The sequence below is a fragment of the Bradyrhizobium sp. PSBB068 genome (assembly GCA_016839165.1).
GTDB lineage: Bacteria > Pseudomonadota > Alphaproteobacteria > Rhizobiales > Xanthobacteraceae > Bradyrhizobium.
Genome location: CP069300.1, coordinates 4525490 through 4546596 on the forward strand (window position 1 = coordinate 4525490; position 21107 = coordinate 4546596).

General features: G+C 66.1%; 20 protein-coding genes and 1 pseudogene. 12 read left to right on the plus strand and 9 right to left on the minus strand.

Annotated elements, in window-relative coordinates; genetic code table 11:
- The first annotated feature begins 115 nt into the window (after positions 1-115).
- Positions 116-1234 carry a branched-chain amino acid ABC transporter substrate-binding protein gene (locus JQ507_21085; GenBank protein ID QRI67467.1) on the plus strand — a complete coding sequence of 373 codons (1119 nt, stop codon included), beginning with the start codon at positions 116-118 and terminating at the stop codon, positions 1232-1234.
- A 117-nt stretch (positions 1235-1351) separates the two neighbouring features.
- Complete coding sequence (locus JQ507_21090; GenBank protein QRI67468.1) at positions 1352-2347, plus strand: P1 family peptidase; 996 nt, start codon at positions 1352-1354, stop codon at positions 2345-2347.
- Positions 2348-2480: 133 nt separating this feature from the next.
- Here the strand turns inward: JQ507_21090 and JQ507_21095 are convergent, their stop codons facing one another.
- Positions 2481-3308 (minus strand): EF-hand domain-containing protein, encoded by an 828-nt coding sequence (locus tag JQ507_21095; GenBank protein QRI67469.1) that lies wholly within the window; start codon positions 3306-3308, stop codon positions 2481-2483.
- A 251-nt stretch (positions 3309-3559) separates the two neighbouring features.
- Between JQ507_21095 and JQ507_21100 the strand changes: the two genes are divergently transcribed.
- Positions 3560-4261: a ribulose-phosphate 3-epimerase gene (locus JQ507_21100; GenBank protein QRI67470.1), complete on the plus strand. Its 702-nt coding sequence runs from the start codon at positions 3560-3562 to the stop codon at positions 4259-4261.
- Here JQ507_21100 and JQ507_21105 read toward each other — a convergent pair.
- From JQ507_21105 to JQ507_21130, 6 genes are all read right to left on the minus strand, one after another.
- Positions 4258-5715: a protein kinase gene (locus tag JQ507_21105; protein QRI67471.1), complete on the minus strand. Its 1458-nt coding sequence runs from the start codon at positions 5713-5715 to the stop codon at positions 4258-4260. The two genes, JQ507_21100 and JQ507_21105, sit on opposite strands and share 4 nt — an antisense overlap.
- A gap of 5 nt (positions 5716-5720) precedes the next feature.
- Entirely contained in the window at positions 5721-6461 is a 741-nt protein-coding gene (locus tag JQ507_21110; GenBank protein QRI73446.1) for a metallophosphoesterase family protein, read from the minus strand.
- Positions 6462-6583: 122 nt separating this feature from the next.
- Positions 6584-7177, minus strand: a complete 594-nt coding sequence (locus tag JQ507_21115) for a TetR family transcriptional regulator (GenBank protein QRI67472.1) — start codon at positions 7175-7177, stop codon at positions 6584-6586.
- 531 nt (positions 7178-7708) lie between these two features.
- Positions 7709-8317: a hypothetical protein gene (locus JQ507_21120; GenBank protein QRI67473.1), complete on the minus strand. Its 609-nt coding sequence runs from the start codon at positions 8315-8317 to the stop codon at positions 7709-7711.
- Entirely contained in the window at positions 8310-8999 is a 690-nt protein-coding gene (locus tag JQ507_21125) for a hypothetical protein (protein ID QRI67474.1), read from the minus strand. The genes JQ507_21120 and JQ507_21125 overlap by 8 nt, the downstream gene beginning before the upstream one ends.
- A complete protein-coding gene (locus JQ507_21130) occupies positions 8996-9763 on the minus strand; it encodes a MotA/TolQ/ExbB proton channel family protein (protein ID QRI67475.1) in 768 nt (255 codons plus the stop codon). Before JQ507_21130 ends, JQ507_21125 begins: the two co-directional genes overlap by 4 nt.
- Before the next feature lie 264 nt (positions 9764-10027).
- On the opposite strand from JQ507_21130, the gene JQ507_21135 reads away from it, so the two are divergent.
- From JQ507_21135 to JQ507_21150, 4 genes are all read left to right on the plus strand, one after another.
- Positions 10028-11398, plus strand: a complete 1371-nt coding sequence (locus JQ507_21135; protein ID QRI67476.1) for a HAMP domain-containing protein — start codon at positions 10028-10030, stop codon at positions 11396-11398.
- A gap of 1 nt (position 11399) precedes the next feature.
- Positions 11400-12065 (plus strand): response regulator transcription factor, encoded by a 666-nt coding sequence (locus JQ507_21140; protein ID QRI67477.1) that lies wholly within the window; start codon positions 11400-11402, stop codon positions 12063-12065.
- 308 nt (positions 12066-12373) lie between these two features.
- Positions 12374-13681, plus strand: coding sequence for an adenylosuccinate lyase (locus tag JQ507_21145; protein QRI67478.1), 1308 nt, complete (start codon positions 12374-12376; stop codon positions 13679-13681).
- An 86-nt stretch (positions 13682-13767) separates the two neighbouring features.
- The gene (locus JQ507_21150) at positions 13768-14940 is read left to right on the plus strand and encodes an amidohydrolase (GenBank protein ID QRI67479.1); all 1173 of its coding nucleotides are present in this window, start codon (positions 13768-13770) and stop codon (positions 14938-14940) included.
- A gap of 67 nt (positions 14941-15007) precedes the next feature.
- Here the strand turns inward: JQ507_21150 and JQ507_21155 are convergent, their stop codons facing one another.
- Together JQ507_21155 and JQ507_21160 are read right to left on the minus strand one after the other, a co-directional pair.
- On the minus strand, positions 15008-16000 hold the full coding sequence (locus JQ507_21155; protein QRI67480.1) for an agmatine deiminase family protein: 993 nt from the start codon (positions 15998-16000) through the stop codon (positions 15008-15010).
- A gap of 264 nt (positions 16001-16264) precedes the next feature.
- Positions 16265-16828 carry a cytochrome b gene (locus JQ507_21160; protein ID QRI67481.1) on the minus strand — a complete coding sequence of 188 codons (564 nt, stop codon included), beginning with the start codon at positions 16826-16828 and terminating at the stop codon, positions 16265-16267.
- Positions 16829-16999: 171 nt separating this feature from the next.
- Between JQ507_21160 and JQ507_21165 the strand changes: the two genes are divergently transcribed.
- From JQ507_21165 to rpsD, 5 genes and pseudogenes are all read left to right on the plus strand, one after another.
- On the plus strand, positions 17000-17797 hold the full coding sequence (locus JQ507_21165; GenBank protein QRI67482.1) for a glutamate racemase: 798 nt from the start codon (positions 17000-17002) through the stop codon (positions 17795-17797).
- A gap of 60 nt (positions 17798-17857) precedes the next feature.
- Positions 17858-18634 carry a 2,4-dihydroxyhept-2-ene-1,7-dioic acid aldolase gene (locus JQ507_21170; GenBank protein QRI67483.1) on the plus strand — a complete coding sequence of 259 codons (777 nt, stop codon included), beginning with the start codon at positions 17858-17860 and terminating at the stop codon, positions 18632-18634.
- A 294-nt stretch (positions 18635-18928) separates the two neighbouring features.
- Positions 18929-19309, plus strand: a complete 381-nt coding sequence (locus tag JQ507_21175) for a cupin domain-containing protein (protein ID QRI73447.1) — start codon at positions 18929-18931, stop codon at positions 19307-19309.
- A gap of 118 nt (positions 19310-19427) precedes the next feature.
- A pseudogene (locus JQ507_21180) lies at positions 19428-20159 on the plus strand (acyltransferase).
- Positions 20160-20482: 323 nt separating this feature from the next.
- Positions 20483-21100 carry a 30S ribosomal protein S4 gene (gene rpsD / locus JQ507_21185; protein QRI67484.1) on the plus strand — a complete coding sequence of 206 codons (618 nt, stop codon included), beginning with the start codon at positions 20483-20485 and terminating at the stop codon, positions 21098-21100.
- Positions 21101-21107 lie beyond the last annotated feature (7 nt).

Sequence of the window (21107 nt, forward strand, 5' to 3'; positions counted from 1 at the left end):
ATTTGCCTGAAAATTGCCGGTGACTTCGCCGCGAAACCAGCCGAGAATGCCCGCGGTTTGAGGGCCCGGCGTGCCGGGCCCTTCCGCAAGAGGCAACGACCACGAGGGACGTCTCATGAAATCACTGAAGCTGATCGGCCTGGCATTGGGCGCTTCGTTCGCATTGTCGGCGAGCGCATTCGCGCAAGACATCACCATCGCAGTCGCGGGTCCGATGACGGGCTCCGAATCCGCTTTCGGCCGGCAGATGAAGAACGGCGCCGAGCAGGCAGTCGCCGACATCAACGCCGCCGGCGGCGTGCTCGGCAAGAAGCTCGCGCTGGAAGCCGACGACGATGCCTGCGATCCGAAGCAGGCGCGCTCGATCGCGGAGAAGATCGGCTCGTCGAAGATTCCGTTCGTGGCCGGCCATTTCTGCTCGTCGTCGTCGATCCCGGCCTCCGAGGCCTATGCCGACGCCAACGTCCTGCAGATCACCCCGGCCTCGACCAACCCGCTGTTCACCGAGCGCAAGCTCTGGAACGTGGCGCGCGTCTGCGGTCGTGACGACCAGCAGGGCCTGGTCGCCGCCGACTACATCGTGAAGAACTTCAAGGGCAAGAACGTCGCGATCCTGAACGACAAGACCACCTACGGCAAAGGCCTCGCCGACGAGACCAAGAAGGCGCTGAACAAGGCCGGCTTCCAGGAGAAGATGTTCGAGTCCTACAACAAGGGCGACAAGGACTTCAACTCGATCGTCTCGCGCCTGAAGCGCGACAACATCGATCTGGTCTATGTCGGCGGCTACCATCAGGAAGCCGGCTTGATCCTGCGCCAGATGCGCGACCAGGGCCTGCAGACCATTCTGATGGCGGGCGACGCCATGAACGATAAGGAGTTCGCCTCGATCACCGGCCCGGCCGCCGAAGGCACGCTGTTCACCTTCGGCCCCGATCCGCGCAACAAGCCGACCGCGAAGGCGATCGTCGAGAAGTTCAAAGCCAAGAACATCGACCCCGAAGGCTACACGCTCTACACCTACGCCGCGATGCAGGTGTGGACGCAGGCCGTCGCCAAGGCCGGCACCACCGACGCCAAGAAGGTGATGGAGACCATCAAGGCCGGCGATTGGGACACCGTGCTCGGCAAGATGGGCTTCGACGCCAAAGGCGACATCAAGGCGATCGACTACGTCGTCTACAAGTGGGACGCCAAGGGCAACTACACCGAGATCAACCCGAAGGGCTCCTGAGCCCCCCGCGCCTGATCCGATCAGAGATACGAAACGCCCCGGTCCGCCGGGGCGTTTTTCTTTGGTACCGCGGCTGCTATACCGGATCGATCGGACAGCAGGCGGACGGGCCCAATCGTGAAAAACCTTCTCACCGATATTGCCGGCGTTGCCGTCGGCCACGCCGACGACGCGGTGATCGCCTCGGGCGTCACCGCGATCCTGTTCGAACGGCCGGCGGTCGCCTCGATCGATGTCCGCGGCGGCGGTCCGGGCACCCGCGAGGACGCGCTGCTGTCGCCGCATAATGTCGTCGAAGCGATCGACGCCATCACGCTGTCCGGCGGCTCCGCGCTTGGGCTCGATGCCGCCGGCGGCGTGCAGGCCTGGCTTGCCGAGCGCGGCCGCGGCTTTCGCATCCGCGACGCGGTGATCCCGATCGTGCCCGGCGCGATCTGCTTCGACCTGCTCAACGGCGGCAACAAGGCGTGGGGACGCTTTCCGCCCTATCGCGATCTCGGCTATGCGGCGGCGAATGCCGCCTCCGACGACTTCGAGCTCGGCAGCGTCGGCGCCGGCATGGGCGCGACAACAGCCAACCTCAAGGGCGGCCTCGGCTCGGCGTCTGATGTGACCGACGACGGCGTCAAGGTCGCAGCGCTCGCCGTGGTCAACGCGGTCGGCAGCGTCGCGGTCGGCAACGGCCCCTGGTTCTGGGCGGCGCCGTTCGAGGTGAACAGCGAGTTCGGCGGACGCGGCCTGCCACCCTCGTTCACACAGGACATGCTCAAGCCGCGGCTGAAGGGCGGCACGGACGCTACCGCCGCCGAGAACACGACGCTGGTCGTGGTCGTGACCGATGCGCAATTGACGAAACCGCAGGCGCGGCGGCTGGCGATGATCGCACAGACCGGCATGGCGCGCGCGATCTACCCAGTGCACGCCCCGCTCGATGGCGATGTGGTGTTTGCCGCCGCGACCGGTGCCAAGCCGGTCGATCCGCTGTTCGGGCTGACCAAGCTCGGTGCGATCGCCGCCAACACGGTGGCACGCGCGATCGCTCGCGGCGTCCATTCAGCGACCCCCCTGCCCTTCCCCGGCGCGCTGCCGAGCTGGCGGGACCGGTTCGGTTAGATCGTCACTCTCCCGTCATTGCCAGCGAAGCGAAGCAATCCATTTATCCGCACATGCGGACAGATGGATTGCATCGTCGCTCCAGCGCAAAATTGCTTTGCAAGTTTGTCGCCGAGCTCCTCGCAATGACGAGCTACGCGCTGACCGACAGCGACGATGAGGCCTGGGCCGAGATCGCCTGCGACTGGCGCTGGATCAGCTGCTCGATGAAATTGTAGGACGAGGTGGCCTTGTTGCCGGCGGAAGACGAATTCGCGCTGCTGTTGGCCGACGCCGTGGCCGGCGTCGTCATCGACACCTTGGAGCCGTCGGCATAGGTCGTCGTCGTGGTGGTCGAGCCGTCGCTGTTGGTCACCGAGGTCGAGGTTGCGCCGTCCAGCGCCTGCATCAGCGGATCGGAGCTCGAGCCACCCGAGCCGCCGCTCGAGCCGGATCCATCGGTCGAGCCGCTTTCCATGTGATGGTGATGATGGCCGCCGCCCTTGTGGCCCTGCAAGGCCTGCGACATCTCGTCGAGGCTGACGCTGCCGTCGCCGTTCTTGTCGAGCTTGGAGAACACATCGTCGGCCTGCGCGATGTTGGTACCGCCGGCGCCGAGCGCGTTCTCGAATTCGGTCTTGGTGATCTGGCCGTTGCCGTCGGCGTCGATCAGCGAGAACAGGTCCTTCAGCGCATCCGACCGGCTGGTCGGCGTTGTGCTGGTTGAAGCCGTGCCGGTCGAAGCGGTCGCCTGGCTCTGCGCGTCGAGCAGCGCACTCATGGTCTGCGGCGAAATCTGCGGGGTGCCGGCGCCCGATCCGCCGCTGGTGCTGCTCGACGTCGATGTCGCGGTCGAGAGGTCGAACAGCCCGGTGGTCTGATTTCCCTGGGTGGAGCTCCCGGTCTGGGTCGTCGACTTCGACGACATCAGCGAGCTCAAAAGATCGACGGCGGATGACGCAGCGCCAATGGCAAATAACATGGCAATACTCCAACAAGGCCGCGCCTGGCGGCTCAAACGCTTGTCATTGGCGGAGCAAGGGGCATGCCATGGCAAAAACCCAATAAAACCAGGCCTTGGCACATCGACGCGGGTTCCGCGCACCCGGCAAGAACTGCCGTTGGCGGCAGGAATTTCCGGCTTCCAGCCGCCGTCCGCTCGCATTGCCCGCCACGCCTGCGCGTGTTAGGCGGGATCACCCGTCGCCCCCTGAAGTCTTCCGGAACTGCGCTATGACTCAGCCATTCACCCCGCGTCCCCTCATCATCGCTCCGTCGATCCTGGCGTCGGATTTCTCAAAGCTCGGCGAGGAGGTCCGCGCCGTCGACCAGGCCGGCGCCGACTGGATCCATCTCGACGTGATGGACGGACACTTTGTGCCGAACATTTCCTACGGCCCTGATGTCATCAAGGCGATGCGGCCGCACACCAAGAAGGTGTTCGACGCGCATCTGATGATCTCGCCCTGCGACCCCTATCTCGAGGCCTTCGCCAAGGCGGGCTGCGACCACATCACCGTGCATGCCGAGGCGGGCCCGCATCTGCATCGCTCGCTGCAGGCGATCCGCGCGCTCGGCAAGAAGGCCGGTGTCTCGATCAATCCGGCGACGCCGGCGAGCGCGATCGAATATGTGCTCGACCTGATCGACCTCGTGCTTGTCATGTCGGTCAATCCCGGCTTCGGCGGCCAGGCCTTCATCCGCTCGGCGATCGGCAAGATCTCTGACGTCAGGGCGATGGTCGCGGGCCGCCCGATCGACATCGAGGTCGATGGCGGCGTGGCGCCCGACGTCGCGGGCCAGCTCGCCGCCGCCGGCGCCAATGCCTTCGTCGCGGGCTCCGCGGTGTTCAAGGGCGGCACGCTCGAGGCCTACAAGACCAACATCGCCGCGATCCGCCACGCCGCGGCCGAGGCGCGCGGCGAAGCGATTTAGAACAAAGCGGGGGGCGTCGGCGCGGCATCCGCCGCGGCGTCGCCCGTATCCATCGCGGCCAACCGCGACGGCCGCACCACGGTCACGGTGCACGGCGCTTCCCCGGCGACCTGGGCAGACACGCTGCCGAGCAGCGCGCGCCGCATCGAGGACTGCCGCGCGCCGACGATGATGTGGTCGACCAGATTGACCGCGGCGAATTCCAGGATGGCGGCGGCCGGATCGATCGCCTCCAGGACATGCACGGTCAGCCGCCCCTCCTCGAGCCGGAACGGGCGTGCCCAATGCTGGAGCGCCACCAGGCGGTCGACATGCTTGTTCTGGCCCTGCTCGTCGTGGCTGCGGTCGATCGCGAGGCGATTGAGCTTTAACACATTCACGCAGGCGAGCCGCGCCGACGGCGAGGTCGACAACACCTGCTCGGCGGTGACGCGGATGGTCTCGTTCAGCGCCTCGGTACCCTCGCCGAGATCGAGCGCAACGGCAACGATCGGGCTCGATGCGAGCTGCACCGCGACGTTGGACTTCGGCTGCGGCGGCGCCGCGCCGAGATTGAAACGGCGGCGCCAGACCGTACTCAGCGGGTCGCGTTTGAGCCGCTGCGCCCGAGCCGTCAGCTTGACCTGCTCTGGATGGCCGAGATCGAACGCGAGCTGCGCCGCAGTCGGGTAGCGCGCGGCCGGGTCGATCTCCAGACAGCGCAGCACGATCTCCTGCAGCCAGGGCGGATAGTCGGGCTTGAGCTCGCGCGGCGGAGTGGGATCGCGCCACAGCCGCCGGCGCATGCCGCGCAGGCTCTCGGTCTCGCCGAACGGGCGGACGCCGGTGGTGAAGAAATAGAGCAGCACGCCGAGCGAAAACAGGTCGCTGCGCGGATCGTCGCGGACGCCGAGCAGGCGCTCCGGCGCCATGTAGGGCGCGGTGCCGTAAGGCAGCCGAAACTCCTCCTGCAGCAGATCGGGCAGATGCTGGTGATGCGAGAGGCCGAAATCAATCAGCACCGCCTCGCCGCGCTCGCGGAACATGATGCTGCTCGGCTTGATGTCGTGATGGATGACGTTCTGCCGGTGCAGGCTGGCGAGCGCGGCGGCGACCTTGCCGCCGATCACCCGCACCTCGTCGTACGGCAACGGCAGCGCGTCGAGCCGCTTGTAGAGCGTTTGGCCGGGGATGCGCTCCATCACCACATAGGCCTGGCGTTCGAAATCGCCGGTCCCGAAGCAGGCCGGCACGTGCGGCCCCGACAGCCGCGGCAGGATCATCTGCTCCATCTCGAAGCTGACGATCGCGGCCGGATCCTCGCCTTCCGAGGTGAGCGGTACCTTCATCAGCAGCGGCACGTTGATGCCCGGATGGGTGACCGTCCACAGCGTCGCCATGCCGCCACGGTGCACGCGCTCGCCGATGGTGAAGCCATCTATCTCGGCGCCGGGCTGCATCGTCAGCGCCGCCATGTCGGTCACCTGCCGATCGACAAGCGGTCGGCGAGCCAGAGCGGCAGGCCATTCGCCTTGATGCGTGCCGCGGCGGTCGCGACGTCGTAGGGCACGCGATGATAGGTGATCTCGCGGCTTGCCGTGTCGAACATCGCAAACGACGCCGCCGGATCGCCGTCGCGCGGCTGGCCGACCGAGCCGAGCACCGCAAGCCAGCGCCGCCCGGTCAGAAGCTGTACGGGCACGCCCGAGGTCGGAACGAAGCTCGTCATCTTCGCCGTCGAGGACATCGAGTAGAGGCCGGGACGATGGATGTGGCCGCAGAAGGTGATCTGCAATTCGGTTGCCATCATGCTGCGCGCGGCATCCGACGTGTCGCGGACATAGCGCCATTTCGCGGGGTCGGAGGCCTCGGAATGCACGTAGAGCCGGTTGTCCTCCGCGCGTAGGATCGGCAGGCCGGCGAGGAAGGCCTTCTGCTCGGCGCTGAGCCGATTGCGAGTCCAGTCGATGGCGGCCTGCGCATCGGCATTCATGCTGTCGCTGGGCTCGCCGATCGCATTGTCATGATTACCGCGCACCGCAATCCCGCCGTTGGCGACGAGGTCCATCGCCGTGTCGACGGCCCATTCGGGATCGGCGCCGTAACCGACGATATCGCCGAGGCAGATCAGCCGCTCCGCGCCGCGCGCACGCGCGGCATCCAGGCAGGCGGCGAAGGCCTGCCGGTTGGCATGGATATCCGCAAGCAGTGCAAGCCGCATCGTGGTCCGCAGAATGATCGAGAAAAGCACGACTGATCTTGACGGATATCAAGCACACGCGGCCCCGGCCTCGCAATCGGCCGGAGGCATCAGGTCGTCAGAGGATGTTGGAAGAAAGCAGGCTAGTGCTTGCACACCCGCACGCCGCGCAGCAGCAGGGCGATCAGGGCATCGATCCGTGACGGGCATTCCGGCTTGGCCCATTCCTCGGCATGCGCCGGGTGATGGTAGCGGACGGTCGCGTCGAACACGGCGCGCGCCGTCGTCTTGACGTCGTCCATCTCGAACACACCCTGCGCGACGCCGTCGGACAGGATTTTCGCGATCAGGTCGACCTGCTTGTCCTTGTAGGCTTCCACCACCTCGCGCGCGCCCTGCGCCAGCGCAAGGTAGGTCGCGAACATCTCCGGATCGTCGCAGACCTTCTTCTGCTTGATCGAGAAGGCGGTGCGCAGCCATTTCTCCAGCCGTTCCGGCGCCGGGCCGTCGCCGGCTGCGAGCTTGCAGAGCGGCTCGTTGGCGCGGTCCAGCCAGCGTTTGGCGACCGCGTCGCGCAGCGAGGCCTTGCTGGGGAAATGGCGGTAGACGCTGCCGTGGCTGACATCCAGCGCACGGGCCACGTCGACAACGGTGGCCTTGGTCAACCCGTAGCGTCTCAAGACATCCTCAGTTGCCTCGAGAATCCGCTCGGGTGTCAAAACCACCGCCTCGTTCATGCGTTTACCGTCTGGTTATCGCTGTCCTGCCCGCGGGTGAACTTGGCGGCCTGGGCAGCCAAATGGCGGGCGACGCGAAGGTTGAGCCACTGTTGAATCTGGGCGGTCAATTGAAAGATTTCTATCGTCATGGAGGTAGTCCTTCGAGGTGGTCAAATTAAGTACGGCTTCCCCGGCCAAACGCCGGAACAGCCACTGGGCGCCCTCCTCCCTTGGGCTGGATTGTGTATACACCGTCTCGCTGACAGATTTCAATATCTGTCAGCGAGACGGTGTGAGATGACAGCCATGCACGGAGCGCGGCCTTGCTGGAAAATGCCGGTCGGGATCTGGCGGCAGAATCGAAAGGGGCCGCTTCACGCAGCGGCCCCTTTGCCGGGAAAATGGCTTCGGGATAAAATCTAGCCCCGGTTAGCCCAAAGTCTACACGGTTCAGGCAATTGAGGAATTCCGGATGACTACTGTCCGCTCCGCTGACTGATTATTGGCGATCCCTACTTTTGTGCCATCGCCCGGCCGGCCCGCGTCGCCCTATCGCTGCTCGTCCTTGGGTGGCATCCGGGGCGGCGGCAGCGGGGTGAAAACCGATCCCTGCGCGCCCGCCGGCGGGGCCACGAACGTCCCTGTCGTGGAATCGCCGCCCGTGGTCTCCACAATCGTCTTCGGCGTGATGTACTCCCTGACGAAGTCCATGATGGTCCCGTCACCGCCGCCGAAATCCGCCGCCCGCCCGCCCTGCGGATGCCCGGCCTTGATCTCGTTGTCGGCGGTGTGGGTCTGCTCGGCCAGGGCGTCGCTGTAGGGAATGCGGAAGGCGCGCGGCACCGCGCTCGGGCGGTTGTCCTCGTCGAGCTCCTCGACCCACAGATAGATCGAGCCTGGATCGCCCTCCAGCGAGTGCGGCTCCACGATCCGCGTCGAGAGCAGCTTGAAGTTCGCCGGCAGCTTCTCCGCGGAGGCCCAGCCGAGCAGGCCGCGCATGCCGCCGAAGCTGACGAAGTAGAAGGCGCTGGTCACGACGATGACGACGGCCTTCAGCGACCAGTGCAGCCGCGCATAGACCAGCACGATCAAGAGCAGCGCGCCGACCACCGCGTAGGCGACCGCAAGCGTGAGGATGACTGATTGCAGGCTAATCACGACGGAGCACCCTCACGCCGGATCTCGGGACCCCCGTGTTCGGATCGAGATCGGCACCGTTGCGCCAGCTGCTGCGGAAAGTCTCGAGCAGCGATTTCGGCCGCCGGTCGACGTTGATCACCTTGCCCTCGGCATCGAGACGAAATCGCACCGCGGTCTTCTCGTCGCCGGTGTGGTCGACGGTCAGCTTGTCGTCGAAGATCACCTGCGCCGTCGGATTGAGCTTCTGCACCTTGACATTGGCCTGCACCGGCTCGCCTGTCGTGGCCTGGAAATGCGAGACGTTGACGGTGTATTCGCCGGCGACGACGCCGCGCAGGGTGACGATCTCCTCGCGGATTGGCGAAGCGATCTTCTTGCCGTTGACCACGATGAAGTCGTTGGCGCCGCCGCGATCGTCGCGATCGAGCGTCAGGAAGCCGGCCTCGCGATGCCGGTACCAGGCGATGTTGCCGGCCGGGTCCTGCACGAACAGGTCGAGATCGTCGGGATGGTTGTCCGGCCAGTCCATCGTGATGATGAACTCCGCCTTGGATTCGATCTTGCCGTCCTTGGAGTCCGGCGACACCGCGAGCAGCGCGAGGAAGAACAGGAAGGCGATCACCTGCAGCGCCTTGAACAGCATGACACCGAGCGGATCAAACGGCTCCTCGCGCGGATAGAGCCCGAACTCGTCCATCATGGCGGCGTACCAAGGCGACGTTCGAGAGCGGGCGTGACGTGCGTCTCGGTCAGCACGACGGCATCGGAGAACACCCGCTGGGTCGCGGAATCCAGCATGTAGTACTGGATCCGGACCAGGATCGACCCGATCAACCCGGCCAGCGTCGTGTACATCGCAACCGCCATGCCGTCGCTCATCAGCCCCATCGAGGATTTCATCGCGACCTTGTCGGCGGCATCGAGCGAGGCGATCGGCGCCAGCATGATGATGAAGCCGATGATGGTGCCGAGCAGGCCGAGCTTCATCAGCGTGTCGGAGACGAAGGCGCCGAAGCCGTTCGACCCGCGCAAGCGATCCGCCAGCGTCCGCAGCAGCAGGGTCTGGTCGATGCGGCCTTTGGCTTGCGCGTCGGCCTTCTGAACCAGGCTCTTGATGTGATCGGTGACGAGGCCACCGGGCAAGCCGCGCGCATCCGGTACAAGAACCTTGGCGCCGTCAGGCGCGGCGAGGATCGTGCGGCAGGACCGCGCCACCTCGCCTTCCCGCGCGATCGCCCGCGTCCGCCAGAAGCAATGGACGCAGGTGACGACGTAGAGCACCGCGATGACGCTGGAAATGTAGGTGCGGTCGGAACTGACCATCAGGCGGATCAGCCCGTAGCGCCACAGCAGGAAGGCGGCGAACACCGAAAGACCGGTGAAGATCATCCAGAGCAGCAGCACGCTGCGCTCCGCCGCATCCGTGCCGGCCGAAGCGGCCGCGGCGCCGACCTTGGCATTCATGCTGCGCTCGCTCCCTGTGGCGGTTGTTCCATGAGGCTCCGGGAGGGCCTCGCCTTCGGTTAGAGCAGAGCCGGCGGGCGTCGTCCAAAGACATCTGCCCAGGTTTGGTCGGGCAAATTTCCCGACCTGCATCGCTGCGCATGCTTGTCCTTGCCGGGAATGGGGTTGCTGTTAGGCTTCGCGCCGCTCTTTTGAGCGCGATCTCCGCGCAAGCGCGTGCCGCGTTTATCGCGAGGGATCATGCTCCGGCCGTGGAGTGATCATATGCGCCTCGTGCTTCAACTGGTCGCCCGCCTGCTCGTCATCGTCGCGCTGTGCCTTGGCGCCGCCACCGTCTGGGCCACGATCGATGCCTATCGCAGCGTCGATCGCGCCACGTCGGCGTCCGCCGAGCGAGTTTCGCAGGCACTGGAGGCGCTGTACTGGCGCGAATTGCTGCTGCGCAGCAACCGGATGCGGGAACAGCTGCTGCCGGCGCCGGACTGGCGCACCATCGAAACCATGGGCCTGATCGCACCCGGGATCTGCGTGCAGTTCGAACCGGCCGGCGCCTTCGAGAGGCCGCTCTGCGGCCAGAGCAAGGGGATCGGCCAGGCGCCGCCGCGCTGGTTCGCGGCCACGGTGCAGGCGGTGCTCGGCGATCACGCCACCGTCGAGCGGCCGATCAGCGCCCGCGCCACGACCGCGGGAGCCGTCCGCGCCATCGCCGATCCGGAGGCCGCGACCGCGCTCGCCTGGCGGCACATCCTGGACAACATCCATGTCGCGCTGCTGATGGCGCTCGCCATCGCGCTGCTCGCGTCGCTCGCGATCGCGCATACGCTGGCGCCCGCCCACTCGATCGTGTCGGCGCTGCGGCGCATGGCCGACGGCGAGTATCGTACGCCGCTGCCGCGCATCCGATCGATGGAGCTCGCGATGATCGGACGCGCCGTCGGCGATCTCGGCGATCGCCTGGCGCAGGCCGAGGAGGAGCGCACGCTGCTGACCCGGCGGCTGCTCGAAATCCGCAGCGACGAGCGTCGCGCGCTGGCCCGTGAGCTGCATGACGAGTTCGGCCAGAATCTCACCGCGATCCTGGCCTTCGCCACCACGATCGAGGCGAGCGCCGGCGACGAATACGCCGCCGGCACTGAAATCGCGCAGGACGCGCGGATGATCTCGCAGGCCACGCGCCGCATCATCGCCTGCCTGCGTGACACGTTGAACCGGTTGCGCCATCCGCCGGCCGAGGAGCTCGGGCTGGAGGCAAGCCTGGTCGCCCTCGTCGACAGCTGGCGGTCGCGCGCGACGCAGCCGCAGATCCAGCTCGATCTGCAGGGCGACCTCGCCGACATCAGCGGCACGGTCGCGGTCACTGCCTATCGCGTCGCGCAGGAATGCCTGACCAACGCGCTGCGCCACAGCTCGGCGCGCGAGATCGTGCTGCGGATCGAACGGCGCAGCGGAACTGAAAACGCGCTGCTGGTGCGGGTCGAGGATGACGGCGGCGGCGATGCCGCCAAGGTGGCGCAGTCGGCGGGCTTCGGCCTCACCGGCGTCAGCGAGCGCGTCGCAGCACTCGGCGGTTCGCTGTCGATCGCGCGCGCCAGCCGCGGCCTCTCCGTCGCCGCCACGATCCCGCTCGCCGCCTGAGATGACGACCGCGAAAACCACCGCAACCCTCCGGGGCATCTCGATCCTGCTGGTGGACGATCATCCCGTGGTCCGCCAGGGCTACCGGCGCGTGCTCGAGCATCAGGACGATTTCCGCGTGGTCGCCGAGGCCGACAACGCCGCCAACGCCTACCGTGCGTTCAAGTCGCACGGCCCCGATGTGGTGGTGATGGACATCTCGATGCCCGGCGCGAGCGGCCTGGAGGCAATCCGCAACATCCGCGCGCGCGATGCCGACGCCCGCATCCTGGTCTTCAGCATGCACAGCGAGGCCGCCCAGGTGAAGGCGGCATTCGGCGCCGGCGCCTCCGGCTTCGTCACCAAGGGCAGCGAGCCGGCCGAGCTGATCGCGGCGATCCGCTCGGTGGCGCGCGGCGAGCACGCGATGAGCGACGACGTCGCGCGGGTGCTCGCGCTGGAGAGCCTGGTGCCGACCAGATCGGCGCTCGACCAGCTCGGCGAGCGGGAGATCGAGATCCTGCGGCAGTTCGCGGCCGGCAGCACCAAGGAGCAGATCGCCGCCAACCTCAACCTCAGCACCAAAACCGTGCAGAACTACCATTATCTGATCAAGGCCAAGACCGGGATGCGGACCGACGCCCAGCTGGTCCGCCTCGCCGTCGAATGCGGCCTGGCGAACCTCTAACTGCTCCCTCTCCCCGTTCTTGCTATCTCCGCGAAGACGTTGACAGCCGAATTTCGCGGAGGCCCCTCTCACCCCGAGCGCATCCGGCGATGCGTTCCGGCCTCTCGCCGCAAGCGGGGCGAGGCGAAACAAGGCCTCGGATATCGCTGCGCCAATCCGGGCTACCAACCGCCGGTTTCGGCCGGTTTTCCCCGCCAAATGCCCCGAAAAGGTGGCTTCGGCCGACCCGATTTGCTAAAGCGCAGCGTAAAATCGGATCGGCCGGAGCGCGTTTTGCGCGCCCCGCCCCGTCCGATTCGGAGTTCTCGATGATCCCCCGCTATGCCCGCCCGGAAATGGCCTCCATCTGGGAGCCGCAAACGCGTTTCAAGATCTGGTTCGAGATCGAGGCGCATGCCGCCGACGCGCTGGCCGAGCTCGGCGTGATCCCCAAGGAAGCCGCCAAGACGATCTGGGCCAAGGGCAAGGACGCCACCTTCGATGTGGCGCGAATCGACGAGATCGAGCGCGAGACCAAGCACGACGTCATCGCCTTCCTGACCCACCTCGCGGAGATCGTCGGCCCCGAGGCGCGCTTCGTGCACCAGGGCATGACCTCCTCCGACGTGCTCGACACCTGCCTCAATGTCCAGCTCAAGCGCGCCGCCGACCTGCTGATCGCCGATCTCGACCGGGTGCTGGCGGCGCTGAAGACCCGCGCCTTCGAGCACAAGATGACGCCGACCATCGGCCGCTCGCACGGCATCCATGCCGAGCCGGTCACCTTCGGCCTCAAGCTCGCCTATGCCCATGCCGAGTTCGCCCGCGCCCGCGCCCGGCTGGTCGCCGCGCGCGACGAGATTTCGACCTGCGCGATTTCGGGCGCGGTCGGCACCTTTGCGCAGATCGATCCGCGGGTCGAAGAGCACGTTGCGAAAGCGATGGGGCTGCGGCCGGAGCCAGTCTCGACCCAAGTGATCCCGCGCGACCGCCACGCGATGTATTTTGCCACGCTCGGCGTGATCGCCGCGTCGGTCGAACGGCTCGCGGTGGAGGTGCGCCATCTGCAGCGCACCGAGGTGCTGGAAGCCGAGGAGTTCTTCTCCGAGGGCCAGAAGGGCTCGTCGGCAATGCCGCACAAGCGCAATCCGGTGCTGTCGGAAAATCTCTCCGGCCTGTCGCGCATGGTGCGCGCCTATGTGACGCCGGCACTGGAGAACGTCCCGCTGTGGCATGAGCGCGACATCTCGCACTCCTCGGCCGAGCGCATGATGGGCCCCGATGCCACCGTCACGCTCGACTTCGCGCTGGTCCGGCTCGCCGGCCTGATCGAGAAGCTGCTGGTCTATCCGCAGAACATGCAGAAGAACCTCGACCGGCTCGGCGGCCTGGTGCACTCGCAGCGCGTGCTGATCGCGCTGACCCAGAAGGGCGCCAGCCGCGAGGACGCCTACAAATTCGTGCAGCGCAACGCGATGCCGGTGTGGCGTGGCGAAGGCGACTTCCAGACGCTGCTGAAGAACGACCCCGACGTGACGAAATACATGACCGATGCCGAGATCGAGGAGAAGTTCGACCTTGGCTATCACCTCAAGCACGTCGACACAATTTTCAAGCGGGTGTTCGGCGAGGCCTGAGCGAGGCCGCCATTCCCGCGTGACATCGCAGCGGGTTGCGCTACGCTGACCCGTCTTACAAAGCCCACAAGAAACGGACCCTCCCCATGCCCATCGTCAATCGCGTTGCCGCCCTCTCGGATGAAATGGCCGCCTGGCGCCATGACTTCCATGAGAACCCTGAATTGCTCTATGAGGTGCACCGCACCGCCGGCATCGTCGCCGACAAACTGCGCGAGTTCGGCTGCGACGAGGTGGTGACGGGGATCGGGCGCACCGGCGTGGTCGGCGTGATCCGCGGCCGCAAGAACGGCTCGGGCAAGACCATCGGGCTGCGCGCCGACATGGACGCGCTGCCGATCGTGGAGGCGGCCGACGTGCCCTACGCCTCGAAGGTCCCCGGCAAGATGCACGCCTGCGGCCATGACGGCCACACCGCGATGCTGCTCGGCGCTGCGAAATACCTCACCGAGACGCGCAATTTCGACGGCACCGCGGTGGTGATCTTCCAGCCTGCCGAAGAAGGCGGCGCCGGCGGCAAGGCGATGGTCGACGACGGGCTGATGACCCGCTGGGGCATCCAGGAGGTCTACGGCCTGCACAACATGCCCGGCCTGCCCGAGGGCTATTTCGCGACCACGCCCGGCCCGATGCTGGCCTCGTCCGACACCCTGAAGATCGTCGTCCGCGGCAAGGGCGGCCACGCCGGCGCCGCGCCGCACGAGGCGATCGACAGCGTCCTGATCGGCGCCCAGATCATCAATGCGCTGCAATCGATCGTGTCACGCAATCTCGACCCGCTCAAATCGGCCGTCATCTCGATCACGATGTTCGAGGCCGGCAGCGCGTTCAACGTGATCCCGGAGACCGTCACGCTGGGCGGCACCGTGCGCACGCTGGACCCCGGCGTGCGCGACATGGTCGAGCGCCGGATCGGCGAGGTCGCCTCCAGCATCGCCAAGGCTTATGGCGGATCGGCCGAGACGGATTATGGACGGATGTATCCGGTCACGCTGAACCATGCGCATCAGGCCGGCATCGCCGCCGAGATCGCCCGCGACGTGGTCGGCGCCGACCGCGTCAACGACAATCTGGTGCCGGTGATGGGCGCCGAGGATTTCGCCTTCATGCTGGAAGCGCGCCCCGGCGCCTTCGTCTTCCTCGGCATGGGCGACGGCCCGATGTGCCACCACCCGGCCTACAAGTTCAACGACAACATCCTCGGCCACGGCGCGTCCTATTGGGTGCGCCTGGTCGAGAAGCAGATGCCGGCGGGCTAGCACCGCCCGCGCAACCGATGAACGACGAATGGCCCGGCCGCGATCCATCGCGGCCGGGCCATTCACATCACGAACGCGGCTGCTGTTGCGTGGTGCAGTGAATGCCGCCGCCGCCGGCGGCGATGCCGTCGATGTTGAGCTGGATGATTTCCCGGTCCGCAAACAGCTCCCGCAGGATGTCGCGCGCATTGCGGTCGGCGGCCGCATCGCCGAATTCCGGCGCGATCACGGCGCCGTTGCAGACGTAGAAGTTGATGTATCCGGCAGCGAAGTCCTTCGTACCGTGCTTGGGGCGCACCGTCGACGGGCCCTGCAACACCACGACGTCGAGATGCCGGCCCTTCGCGTCGACCGCGCCGCGCAGCAGATCGAGGTGCCGCCTGGTCACCGCGTGATCGAACGACGACGGATCCGGCTCGAGGCCGGCCACGACGACGCCTGGACCGGCAAATCGTGCGTAGAAGTCGGTATGTCCGTCGGTGATGTCCTTGCCGGCGATCCCTGGCAGCCAGATGATCTTGTCCAACCCGAGCAGGCGCGACAGTTCGGCCTCGCATTTCTCCTTGGAGACACCGGAATTGCGATTGGGGTTGAGCACGCAGCTTTCGGTGACGATCGCGGTCCCCTCACCGTCGACTTCGATGCCGCCGCCTTCCAGCACCAGGCCGGCCTTGACGAACGTCGCGTTCGCGGCACGGGCGACGTATTCCGCGACCTCGGCATCGAGCGCGTGGCGCTGCTTGTTGCCCCAGCCGTTGAAGTTGAAACCGATCGCGCCAAGCTGCCCGGACGGGTCCCTCACGAACACCGGTCCGGTGTCACGCATCCACACGTCATCGACCGGTCGAATGACGAGGCTGACCGAGGGGCCGCAGAGCCGCGCGGCAATCTCGCGGTCCTCCTCGCGCACCAGCATGTTGACGCGCTCGTAGGCCGCAATCGCCTTGGCGATGCCGGCGAGATTTTCCCGCGCCGCCGGAAGCAGCTTGCCGCCCCAGATCGCGGCGCTGGCGCCGAACGCCATCCAGGTCGCGGCATGCGGCGCGCCCTCATCCGGCATCCGCCAATTTGCATTGTCCCGTGCAAGGTCGTCCACGAGCGTACCGGCCGCGATGGCCCTCCCGGCTTGACCGCCAGATTAGCCCCGTCGCCAACCCGACGCCACGATCTGACGGTGATCCGCTCGCCCTGGGGCTGGCCGCCCAAGTCGCTTGGTGAGGCGCCTAAAGCGCGATGAGATTGGGTTGAATCGTCATCGCGCTTCAGCTCTTTGTTTGAGCATGATTTTTTCGGAAAACCGCTTCGCACTTTTCCGGATCATGCTTTAGCGAGCGGGGTCGGCCTCACCCGCCCCGATCATGCGAGCGGCGACGCGGTCGCGCTTGACGAAATGATGGAAGGCGACTGCGCCGAGATGCAGCACGATCAGTGCGAGCAGCACATAGGCGAAGAAGATGTGGCGTCCCTCATAGGCATCCGCCGCCGCCTTGTCCGGCGAGGTGATCTGGGGAACGTGGAACAGGCCGAAGAAGCTCGAATAGTCCTGCGCACGGGATCCGGAATGCGCCCAGCCCAGCATCGCCACCAGGATGGTGACGGCATAGAGTGCGCCGTGGTTGACCCGGGCGGCGATCCTTTGCCAGGAGGGCATGTCGGCCGGCAGCGCCGGCGTCGGATTGACTCCGCGCCACACCAGCCTGAGCACCGTGAGCAGCAGCACCAGATAGCCGATGTCGGCATGGATCGACCGGTAGAAGAACTTGTCCGCCCGCGCCGGGATGTGGTTCATCCACCAGCCATAGGCCAGCATGCCGATGATGGTGACGCCCAGCACCCAGTGAAACGCGCGGGCGAGCGAGCCCCAGCTTGCCGTCGTATTGCGGATCATGGTCGAATGCCCCGTTAGGATTTCGCACGTCGCAGCAATAGTTTGCCGAGATACTTGCAGGGATCGGTCAAGGCCATATGAAATTCCCGCCTTCACCGCCTTTTGTCGGCCGCAGACGCTAGATAGCCAAAAACAACTGAATGGTAACCCTGGTTCGGATAGAATTTCCGCGTGTCCAATCCCCCGACCATCCTTGTGTTCGATTCCGGCCTCGGCGGCCTCACCGTGCTGCGCGAGATCGTCCGGGCCCGGCCCGACGCGCACTTCGTCTATGTCGCCGACGACGCGTTCTTCCCCTATGGCCACCATGGCGAAGACGAGATCATCGCCCGCGTGGTGCCGCTGGTCGGCGAGCTGATCGAGGCCCATGCCCCCGACCTCGTCGTGATCGCCTGCAATACGGCATCGACGCTCGTGATGTCGCATCTGCGCGACGCCTATCCTTTGCCCTTCGTCGGCACGGTGCCGGCGATCAAGCCGGCCTGCGCCTCGTCGAAGACACGGCGCGTCTCGGTGCTCGGCACCAGGGGCACCGTGAAGCGGGAATATACCCGCAAGCTGATTTCCGATTTCGCGCAGGGTTGCGAGGTCACCCTGGTCGGCTCCGGCGAACTCGCCTCTCTGGCGGAAGCGGCCCTCAGCGGGAAGGCCGTGCGCGACGAGGACATCGCGGCCGAGCTCGCGCCCTGCTTCGTCGGCGATGGCGCTGACGACCCGGCCCGCACCGACACCGTGGTGCTGGCCTGCACGCATTATCCGCTGCTACTGGAGCGCCTGACGCGGCTCGCGCCCTGGCCGGTCGACTGGATCGATCCGGCGCCGGCGATCGCCCGCCGGGTCGCCGACCTGCTCGGCCCGGCAGGCGGGGAGAGCGACGAAGCCGGCGCCGAGATGATCTTCACCTCGAACCGCCCGCATGCCCTGACCGCGGCGCTGACGCCGTTCTTCGGCGGCCGCGTCCCGGCCTGATCCTTTCCGTCGCCACAACGCGCTGCTAGTTTGCCCTCGCCTCACCGAGGGAGCCCTGCATTGACCTCAGCACCGCTGACGCCGCTCAATCGCCTGCGCAAGGCGTGGCGCGACAAGCGCCCGACCTTCGGCGCGATCGCGACCATTCCGAGCATCCAGACCGTGCAGATCATGGCGCAGTCGCTGGACTGGATCATCGTCGATCTCGAGCACGGCCCGATCGATCTCGGCACCGCGCATGCGATGATCGTGGCGACCTCGGGAACGCCATGCGTGCCGATGGTGCGGATATCAGCCAACGAGCCGCACCTTGCCAAGGCGCCGATGGACATCGGAGCGCTCGGCATCAACTTTCCGATGATCTGCAACCGCGCCGACGCCGAGAAAGCCGTGCGCAGCGTGCGCTATCCACCAAACGGCGACCGGCTGTGGGGTCCGTTCCATGCACCGTTCCGCTGGGGCGTCTCGATGAACGATTACATGGCGACCGCCGACGACGACATGATCTGCATGATCACGATCGAGCATGTCGATGCCGTGAATCGCATCGACGAGATCATGGCAACCTCCGGCATCGACCTCGCGGTGATCGGCCCCGGCGATCTCGCCACCTCGATCAACAAGCGCGGGCTGCCCGACGATCCCGAAGTGATCGCGCTGATGCAGCGTGCCGAGGAAGGCATCATGAGGAGCGGCGTGCCGATCGGCGGCGTCGCCCGCACCGCCGAGCAGGCCAACGCGATGATCGACCGCGGCTACCTCGCGCTCGCACTCGGCTTCGACTGGTCGCTATTCCAGCGCGGCATCGCCGCCGCGTTCGCCGGGATCAGGCGGTAGGCGCGATGGCGAGCAAGTTCCAGCCCTGTCATGACGGAACCCCAGCACCGCCCCAGCGCGGCTGCGATGAGCCGCCGCGCCTGCACGCCGCAATTGCCTGAACAGCAGGTAAGCCCACTGTAAGCTTGGCCGCGGATAATTCCATGACGGCCAGCACGACCGGATGAACGGACTAATCCCATTGTCGAAAGCGTACATCACACAACGCCTGCTTTTCGCCGCGATTCCACGCTGCTAGAGTTTCGCGGGTTGGGAGGAAATTGCATGTTCAGGAATTTGCTGCTGGGTCTCACCGTGATTGCGTTTGCCGGCGCCGGCGCTGGTTTTGTTGGTGCTGGCGCTGCCTTGGCGCAGCAGAGCGGCATCAAGCGAACGCCGCTGCAGAAGGTCGATTTTCCGGCGGGCTACAACACGGTCACAGCGATTGCAGAGGTTCCGGCAGGGGGTGCGTCGGGGCGTCACAGCCATCCGGGTGCTGAAACCGGCTATGTGCTCGAAGGCGAGCTGGAGCTTGTGATCGACGGCAAGCCGCCGCTGAAGCTGAAGGCGGGCGATTCCTACCAGATTCCGGAAGGTGCGGTGCACGATGCCAGGACTTCCGGCGACAAGCCGCTCAAGGTGCTCGGGGTCTACGTGGTCAAGGCCGGCGAGCCCTTGGCCAAACCGGCGCCATGAGCAGAAACCGATTGGCCTCCGGCCAATTGGTTCATGTCAGCTTCAGGTACGGCGAGCAAAGCCTGAGTTCTCCGGGCCTTTGATTTTTTGCCTGATTGCAGGGAAATGAACCGAACAAATGCGCGGTGAATTTCGTCGGATCTCATTGCCGCGCCGTCTCGTCGCTGATCTGATGCACGCGTCGGCCGGCGTGCCGTTCGTCTCCCTGACGCGCTCGTTGAACGTCCGTGCAGTGGTCGAGGCCCGCGCACGCGGGGCACAGGCACCAGGCTGGGCCGCGATCTTCGTCAAGGCATTCGCGCTGGTCGCCAGGACCGAGCCAACGCTGCGAACGCTGCACGTCAAATGGCCGTGGCCCTGCCTCTACGAGTTGCCGTGCAGCGTCGGCATGGTGGCCGTTGCGCGCGTCGAGAAGGGTGAGGACTGCGTGCTGTTCGAGCGCGTCCGCGGCGCCGACCAGATGACGCTCACCGCTGTCGACGCGCTGATCCGGCGCGCCAAGACCGCGCCGCTGCACGAGATTCCCTCGTTCCGCAAAACCCTCTGTGTGACGCGGCTGCCAATTCCGCTGCGCCGCCTGGCATGGGCGATCGGGATGAACTTCGGCCGGCAGCGCGCCAATTTCTGCGGCAGCTACGGCGTGACCTCGGTCGCCGCCTACGGCCCGGGCGAGCTGCACGCGTTGAGCCCCGGCCCGTTCCTGCTGAGCTACGGCGTGGTCAAGCCGGACGACACCATCGATGTGGTGCTGCGCTGGGACCATCTGGTCTGCGACGCCGCCCTGATCGCCCAGACCCTGACCCGGCTCGAGCAGGTGCTTGGCGGCGAAATTGCCGCGGAGCTGGATGCGATCCCGCCGCTCAACGAGGCCGACCGGCTAGGGCAGCCGCAAACCGCCCCTAAAGGGCAAAAACTGCCAAATTTTGCGCCGATTCGGCCCCAAATAGCCGGTGTTTCGTTTGACAGGACCGGACTTTCTCCTTAAGACCACCCTTGCTCGCGGGCCGGTTTCGGCCCGCGATGCGTTTCGCGACCCGTGGTTCTCCCCGAGCTTTCGAGGCGGACCTGTCGGTACAGGCCTTTAGGCAGGTACACAGGAGGGCGCGTCTCCTCAAACCCTGGACTGACAAAACGCCGGACGCCAGACAGCGACGGCTATACAAAGAGGACGCGATGACAAAGCGCAGTGAGGCGAAGTACAAGATCGATCGCCGCATGGGCCAGAACATCTGGGGCCGCCCGAAGAGCCCCGTGAACCGCCGCGAATACGGCCCCGGCCAGCACGGCCAGCGCCGCAAGGGCAAGCTCTCCGACTTCGGTGTGCAGCTGCGCGCCAAGCAGAAGCTCAAGGGCTACTACGCCAACATTTCCGAGCGTCAGTTCCACGGCATCTATGTCGAGGCCAGCCGCCTGAAGGGCGATACCGGCGAGAACCTGATCGGCCTGCTCGAGCGCCGTCTCGACACCGTGGTGTATCGCGCCAAGTTCGTCTCCACGATGTTCGCCGCGCGCCAGTTCATCAACCACGGCCACATCAAGGTGAACGGCCGCAAGGTCAACATCGGCAGCTACAAGCTGAAGGTCGGCGACGTCGTCGAGGTCAAGGAATCCTCCAAGCAGCTCACCCCGGTGCTGGAAGCAAGCCAGCTCCCCGAGCGCGACGTGCCCGACTTCATCGAAGTCGATCACTCCAAGATGACCGCGAAGTACGCGCGCACCCCCGGCCTCTCGGACGTGCCGTTCCCGGTGCAGATGGAGCCGCACCTGATCGTCGAGTTCTATTCGCGCTGATCAGTTC

Bases quoted from the DNA above. Each gene is read 5' to 3' on its own strand.
- JQ507_21100 (QRI67470.1), top strand. From the start codon at position 3,560: ATGACTCAGCCATTCACCCCGCGTCCCCTCATCATCGCTCCGTCGATC.
- JQ507_21095 (QRI67469.1), bottom strand. From the start codon at position 3,308: ATGTTATTTGCCATTGGCGCTGCGTCATCCGCCGTCGATCTTTTGAGC.
- JQ507_21105 (QRI67471.1), bottom strand. From the start codon at position 5,715: ATGGCGGCGCTGACGATGCAGCCCGGCGCCGAGATAGATGGCTTCACC.
- JQ507_21125 (QRI67474.1), bottom strand. From the start codon at position 8,999: ATGATGGACGAGTTCGGGCTCTATCCGCGCGAGGAGCCGTTTGATCCG.
- JQ507_21115 (QRI67472.1), bottom strand. From the start codon at position 7,177: ATGAACGAGGCGGTGGTTTTGACACCCGAGCGGATTCTCGAGGCAACT.
- JQ507_21140 (QRI67477.1), top strand. From the start codon at position 11,400: ATGACGACCGCGAAAACCACCGCAACCCTCCGGGGCATCTCGATCCTG.
- JQ507_21130 (QRI67475.1), bottom strand. From the start codon at position 9,763: ATGAATGCCAAGGTCGGCGCCGCGGCCGCTTCGGCCGGCACGGATGCG.
- JQ507_21085 (QRI67467.1), top strand. From the start codon at position 116: ATGAAATCACTGAAGCTGATCGGCCTGGCATTGGGCGCTTCGTTCGCA.
- JQ507_21155 (QRI67480.1), bottom strand. From the start codon at position 16,000: ATGCCGGATGAGGGCGCGCCGCATGCCGCGACCTGGATGGCGTTCGGC.
- JQ507_21145 (QRI67478.1), top strand. From the start codon at position 12,374: ATGATCCCCCGCTATGCCCGCCCGGAAATGGCCTCCATCTGGGAGCCG.
- JQ507_21135 (QRI67476.1), top strand. From the start codon at position 10,028: ATGCGCCTCGTGCTTCAACTGGTCGCCCGCCTGCTCGTCATCGTCGCG.
- JQ507_21160 (QRI67481.1), bottom strand. From the start codon at position 16,828: ATGATCCGCAATACGACGGCAAGCTGGGGCTCGCTCGCCCGCGCGTTT.
- JQ507_21110 (QRI73446.1), bottom strand. From the start codon at position 6,461: ATGCGGCTTGCACTGCTTGCGGATATCCATGCCAACCGGCAGGCCTTC.
- rpsD (QRI67484.1), top strand. From the start codon at position 20,483: ATGACAAAGCGCAGTGAGGCGAAGTACAAGATCGATCGCCGCATGGGC.
- JQ507_21150 (QRI67479.1), top strand. From the start codon at position 13,768: ATGCCCATCGTCAATCGCGTTGCCGCCCTCTCGGATGAAATGGCCGCC.